The following is a 6,232-nucleotide window of genomic DNA, read 5'->3' on the forward strand; positions in this document are numbered from 1 at the left end:
TTCGTGCGCAGGGCACCGGGTGCTCCCCGCAGCGAAATAAAGGAGGAGCCCGAAGGGCGGGGGATATTCGCGGAGGGGAGTACCCGGTGGCCTGTGCACGCACTCCGAACAACGGCGGCGCAAAGAGCAAGAGCAAAAAGAATCAGCGCAGCGCTTCGACCAGATCGAGAACCATCCGGTCCGGCCCGAACTTCTCGACACCCCGGGTCAGCAACGCATCGACAGCCTGCGCAATGCCATGGCTGGAAGACGACTGCTCCGCCATGTCGTTGTAGTACCCCAGGTCCTTCTTGGCATTGGCCATCGAGAACTTCAACGAGTCGGTGCTGCCCGTCAGCAGCTTGGGCTTGACGCGTTCCAGCGCCACGCCGTTGCCGCCGCCCTTGGCGAGCACGTCCACGAACACATCCGGCGCCACGCCCGCGCGCTGTGCACAGGCAGCCGCTTCGCACAGCAGCGCGACCGTGCCGAGCGACACGAAGTTGTGCAGCAGCTTCATCGCATGACCGGCACCGATCCCGCCCACGTGCGTGACGTTCTCGGCAAAGCAGCGCAGCAGCGGCAGGCACGAAGCCAGCACCTCGGCGTCGCCACCCACCAGCAGGTTCAGCCGGCCCTCGGCGGCTTCCTTCGCGGTGCGGGTCATCGGCGCATCGATGAACCTGCCGCCCTTGGCGCCCACCGCTTCCGCCACTTTCGCGGTGGAGGCGGGCACGGCCGTCGAGCAGTCGATCACCACCGTGCCGGGGCGCAGGGCCGTCAGCGCCCCCTTGTCGCCGAGCATCACCGCCTCGACCTGCGGCGTGCCGGTGACGCAGAGGATCAGCACGTCGACCTGCGCGGCCAGGGCGGCCACGTCCTTCACCGACGTGGCGCCGGCTTTCAGCAGGCCGTCGATCGGCTGGTTGCCCGCGTGTTCCAGCACCGTCAACTGGTGGCCGTGCTTGACGATGTTGCTCGCGATGCCGTGGCCCATCAGGCCGACGCCGACGAGGCCGACTTTGCGTGGGGCTTGCTGTTCAGTGGTGGTCATGAATTGTTCATCCGTGCTTGATGGCGATGGTCTTGAGGGTCGTGAATCCGAGCAGGGCCTCGAAGCCCTTCTCGCGGCCGAAGCCGCTGGATTTCACGCCGCCGAAAGGCAGTTCTACACCACCCGCCGCACCGTAATTGTTCACGAAGACCTGCCCGCAATGCAGCTTGTGCGCCATGCGCAGCTGGCGCGCGCCGTCGCGTGTCCACACGCCGGCCACCAGGCCGAAGTCCGTGCCGTTGGCCAGGCGCACCGCCTCGGCCTCGTCGGCGAAGGGGGTCACGGCCAGCACCGGGCCGAAGACCTCGCGCTGCGCGATGTCGCTGTCGTGCGGCACGTCGCGGAACAGCACGGCCTCCTGGTAGAAGCCCGTGGTCGATGCGTTGGGCGACACCGTGCCGCGCGCCGCCACCTTCAGGCCGCTGGCCTCGGCGGTCGAGACCATGTCGCGCACCTGGCGAAACTGTTTCTCGTTGATGAGCGGACCCATGTCCAGGTCTTCCGCGGGCGTGCCCGCACGAACGGCCGTGAAACGCTTCGCGAGGCGCTGCACCACCTCTTCGTACACCGACTGCTCCACCAGCACGCGGCTGCCCGCCGAGCAGGTCTGGCCGGCATTCTGGATGATGGCGTTGAGCAGCACCGGTTCGGCCGCGTCGAGGTCGGCGTCGGCGAACACGATCTGCGGCGACTTGCCGCCCAGCTCCAGCGTCACCGGGCAATGGCGCTCGGCCGCGGCCAGGCCCACGCTGCGGCCGGTCATCGTCGAGCCGGTGAACGAGATGTGGTCGATGCCCGGGTGCGCGCACAGCGCCGCGCCGGCTTCCTTGCCGTAGCCCGTCACCACGTTGAGCGCCCCGGCCGGAAAGCCCACCTCGGTCGCGATCTCGGCCAGGCGCAGCAGCGACAGGCTCGCGTCTTCTGCCGGCTTCACCACGCAGGCGTTGCCGGCCGCGAGCGATGCGCCTACGCTGCGGCCCGCAATCTGCATCGGGTAGTTCCAGGGAATGATGTGCCCCGTCACGCCATGCGGGATGCGCACGGTCAGCACGGTGTAGCCGCGCTCGTAGGGCAGGGTGTCGCCATGCAGCTTGTCGCAGGCGCCGGCGTAGTACTCGAAGTAGCGGGCCAGCGCGGTCGCATCGTTGCGCGCCACTCGCAGCGCCTTGCCGGTGTCGCGCGCCTCCAGCTGGGCCAGCTCCTCGTGGTGTTCCAAGACGGCGGCACCGAGCTTGGCGAGCAGGCGGCCGCGCTGCAGCGCGGTCATGCCGCCCCAGGGGCCGTCGAAGTTCTCGCCCATGGCCTGGCGCGCGGCGCGCACGGCGGTGTCGACGTCGGCAGCCGTGCCGCGTGCGATCTCGCCGAATTTCTGGCCGTCGCTCGGGTCGATCACGTCGATGGTGGCGTTGCCTTCGGACGGTACGTGGCGGCCGTCGATGTAGTGGGTGGCGTTCATGAGGTTGTCTCCTTGCGGCCGATCACTTCGGTTCGGGCCAGGGGTGTTGGGCTTCGCGGATCTGTTCGAAGGCGCGGCTGAATTGCAGCACGCCCAGGTCGTCGAAGCGGCGCCCGGCGATCTGCAGGCCAATCGGCATGCCTTGCAGGCCCTCGCCCGAATAGCCGCAGTTGATCGAGGCCGCGGGCTGCTCCGACATGTTGTAGGGCACCGTGAAGCCGATGTGCTCCAGCGGCAGCATCGGGTCGTTGGTCGGCGAGGCGTGTTCCGCGGGCGCGGGCATGTTGGGCGACACGGGCGAGATCACGAAGTCGTAGGCCTTGGTAGCGGCGACGGTGGCCGCGCGCGTGGCGACGAACTGGCTGTAGGCGTCGAAGATGTGCGCGCCCGAGAAACCGGCCGCGCTCTCGGCCCACTCGCGGATGTACGGCAGGATCTTCGCGCGCTTTTCCGCGGTCATCGCCTGCATGTCGATGCACGAGCGCATGCGCCAGAAGTGGTCCATGCCCTGCAGCATCTTCGGTGTCATGAAGGCACCGATTTCCTCCACATGCGCGCCGGCCGCCTCGATGCGCTTCGCGGCGCGGCGCACGGCCTCGCCAATCTGCGGATCGAGCGGCAGGCCGCAACCCGCGTCCATGTGCAGCGCCACGCGCTTGCCCTTGAGGAACGACGGGTCGACCTCGAAGGCCGCCCAGTCGATCGCGGGCGCGGGCAGCTCCGAGTAGTCGCGATCGTCGGGCTGCGCGATCGACGCCATCATCAGCGCCGAGTCGGCCACCGTGCGCGTCATCGGCCCGGCGCAGCGGCCCATGTAGGGCGTGCTCAGTGGAATGCGGCCGAAGCTGGGCTTGAGCGTGTAGATGCCGCACCAGCTCGCAGGCAGGCGCAGCGAGCCGCCGATGTCGGTGCCCACGTGCAGCGGGCCGTAACCCGCAGCGGCCGCCGCGCCCGCACCCGCGCTGGAACCGCCGGGCGTGCGCGACAGGTCCCACGGGTTGCGCGAGAGTTCATGAAAGCTCGACAGGCCCGACGACAGCATGCCCAGGTCGGGCATGGTGGTCTTGGCGACCAGCACCGTGCCGTCTTCCTTCAGGCGGGCGGCGGGTGGCGAGTCTTGCAGCATCGGCACGAGGTCGTAGGCTGCGGTGCCCAGCGGCATCGGGTCGCCTGCGGTCGCGAGGTTGTCCTTGATGGTCACGGGCACGCCGTCCAGCGTGCCGCGCGGCTGGCCGGCCAGCCAGCGCGCTTCGGAGGCGCGCGCCTGTTCGAGCGCCAGTTCGGGGCGGAACAGCCATGTGGCATGCAGCTCGGGCTCATAGGCGGCGATGCGCTCGTTGACCGAGCGTGCCACTTCGACCGGCGAGAGTTCCTTGGCGGCGTAAGCCGCGTGCAGCTCCTGCACGCTCAGGGAATACAAGGGCTTGGTCGTCATCGCATCAGCCCCACGAGATCGCGGCCAGGTCGTTCACCACGATCGGCATGCTCGGCCACAGGCCCTTCACTTCCTTGCGCGCGATGGTCGGGAACACCGCCTGGTACAGGAAGCCATTGACCGCGTCCGTGGCCAGCTCGCGCTGCGCCTCGGCCAGCAGTTCGGCGCGGCGCTTCTTGTTCTCTTCGTTCTGGATGGTGGCGAACAGGTCGCGGAACTTCTTCGAGTCGTAGCCCCAGTAGTAGTCGGGCTCGGTGTACTTCACGAGGTCGAAGGGCTCCACGTGGGCGACCATCGTCAGGTCGAAGTCGTGCGCGCCGCCGAAGGTGCCGCTGAGCCACTGGGCCCATTCGACGTTCTGGATCTTCACGTGGATGCCGATCTGCGCCAGCTGCGCCGCGATCACCTCGCCGCCTTGCCGCGCATACGAAGGCGGCGGCAGCTGCAGGCGCAGTTCGAGCGGTGTCTTCACGCCGGCCTCGGCCAGCAGTTTCTTCGCCTCCTCTACGTCGTAGGGGTTCAACGCGGTGGTGTCGATGAAGCCCGGCGCGCCCAGCGCGTAGTGGCTGCCGATGGGCTTGCCGAAGCCATCTGCCGCGCCCTGAACGATCGCGTTGCGGTCGATGGCCGCCAGGATGGCGCGGCGCACGCGCACGTCGTCCAGCGGCTTCTTGCGGTTGTTGATGGTGAGGATCACCTTGCCGCGCGTGCCGACCTCGATCACCTGGAAGCGCGGGTTGCCCTTGAACTGGCTCACCGAGCGCGTGCCCGCGCGCGGGAAGATGTCGATGTCGTTGGCCATCAGCGCGGCGGTCTGCGCGGCGGTGTCCGACATGAAGCGGAAAACGAACTTCTCGGTCTTCGCGAGGTTAGGGTCGCGGTACGTTGGCGACTTCACCAGTGTGCACGAGGCGCCGCGCTGCCAGGCGCTCAGCTTGTACGGGCCGGTGCCCACCGGCGCGGTGGCGTTGGTCTCGGCGCTCTTGGGCTCCACGATGCAGGCGGTCGACTGGCCGAGCATGAAGGGCAGGTCGGGATTGGGCAGCGTGCTGTTCACGCCGACCATGTAGTCGTCGAGCACCACGGTGCCGATCTCGCTGAAGAAGCGTTTGTCCTTGTTGGTGCTCTTGGCGCCGCCCGCGCGGTCGAACGAGAACTTCACGACCGATGCGTTGAAGGGCTGGCCGTTCTCGAAGCGCACACCCTTGCGCAGCTTGAAGACGAAGGTCTTCATGTCGGGCGACGAGGTCCAGCTCTCGGCCAGCATCGGCGTGACCGAGCCGTCGGCGTTCACCTTGGTGAGCGTCTCGAAGATGTTGTACTGCGTGATCTCCGCGATGGCCGATGCGGCGCCGGTCGTCGGGTCCAGGCCCGGCGGTTCGAGCGGCATGCCGATCGTCAGCGTGTTCTTGCCGGCCTGCGCACGCGCCTGGGGCAGGAAGACACCCGGGATTGCCGCGGCCATGGCGGAAGTCATGAGTGTGCGTCGCTTCAACATTCGGTAGTTCCTGGAGGTGAGGGTGATGGAAAGAAAGAACGACCGCCCGGCTAGCGGGACGGCGTGTGCAGAACGGCGGAAAGCAGGGTGCGCGTGTACTCGTGCTGCGCGTGCCGGAACAGGTCGGCCGGGCGGCCGCGCTCCACGATGCGGCCCTTGAAGACCACGCACACTTCATCGCACAGGTGGTTGACCACCGCGAGGTCGTGGCTGATGAGCAGATAGCTGATGCCGAACTGCTGCTGCAGGTCCTGCATGAGGTTGAGCACCTGGGCCTGCACCGACACGTCGAGCGCGCTCACCGGCTCGTCGGCCACGATGAGCTTGGGGCGCGTGATCAGCGCCCGTGCGATCGCAATGCGCTGGCGCTGGCCGCCCGAGAACTCGTGCGGGTACTTGTCCATGTCGGTGGTGCGCAGGCCGACTGCGGCGAGCGCCTCGTTGGCACGCTCGCGCTGCACGGCGCGGCTCGTTTCGGCCAGCGCCTCGAGGGGCTCGGCGACGATGCGCGCGACGGTCTGGCGTGGGTCTAGCGAGCCGTAGGGGTCCTGGAACACCATCTGGAAATCGCGCCGCGCGGTGCGCAGTTCGGCCTTCGGCAGCGTGTGCAGGTCGCGGCCTTCGAGGCGCACGCTGCCCGAAGTCGGCGTGTCCAGCGCCATCACGAGGCGCGCGATGGTCGACTTGCCCGAGCCCGATTCGCCCACGATGCCCACGCTCTTGCCGGCGTGCACCTCGAAGCTCACGCCATTGAGCGCCTTCACGGTCGGTGGCGGGCCGAAGAGCTTCTCGCGCGGCAGCGCGTAGTGA

The 6,232-nt window shown here is 68.2% G+C and carries 5 protein-coding genes; all 5 read right to left on the bottom strand.

All coding sequences use genetic code 11. The features are described from left to right. Positions 1 to 142: 142 nt before the first annotated feature. Positions 143 to 1,033: an NAD(P)-dependent oxidoreductase gene (locus PMI12_RS15930; protein WP_007834390.1), complete on the bottom strand. Its 891-nt coding sequence runs from the start codon at positions 1,031 to 1,033 to the stop codon at positions 143 to 145. A 7-nt stretch (positions 1,034 to 1,040) separates the two neighbouring features. Beyond that, on the bottom strand, positions 1,041 to 2,489 hold the full coding sequence (locus tag PMI12_RS15935; protein WP_007834392.1) for an aldehyde dehydrogenase family protein: 1,449 nt from the start codon (positions 2,487 to 2,489) through the stop codon (positions 1,041 to 1,043). A gap of 22 nt (positions 2,490 to 2,511) precedes the next feature. Then, positions 2,512 to 3,924 carry an amidase gene (locus tag PMI12_RS15940; protein ID WP_007834393.1) on the bottom strand — a complete coding sequence of 471 codons (1,413 nt, stop codon included), beginning with the start codon at positions 3,922 to 3,924 and terminating at the stop codon, positions 2,512 to 2,514. Between the two features lie 4 nt (positions 3,925 to 3,928). Then, positions 3,929 to 5,422 (bottom strand): ABC transporter substrate-binding protein, encoded by a 1,494-nt coding sequence (locus PMI12_RS15945; protein WP_007834394.1) that lies wholly within the window; start codon positions 5,420 to 5,422, stop codon positions 3,929 to 3,931. A 50-nt stretch (positions 5,423 to 5,472) separates the two neighbouring features. Next, a partial coding sequence (locus PMI12_RS15950; RefSeq protein WP_007834396.1) for an ATP-binding cassette domain-containing protein occupies positions 5,473 to 6,232 on the bottom strand: 760 nt, incomplete at its 5' end.

This window comes from Variovorax sp. CF313 (genome assembly GCF_000282635.1).
Taxonomy (GTDB): Bacteria; Pseudomonadota; Gammaproteobacteria; order Burkholderiales; family Burkholderiaceae_C; genus Variovorax.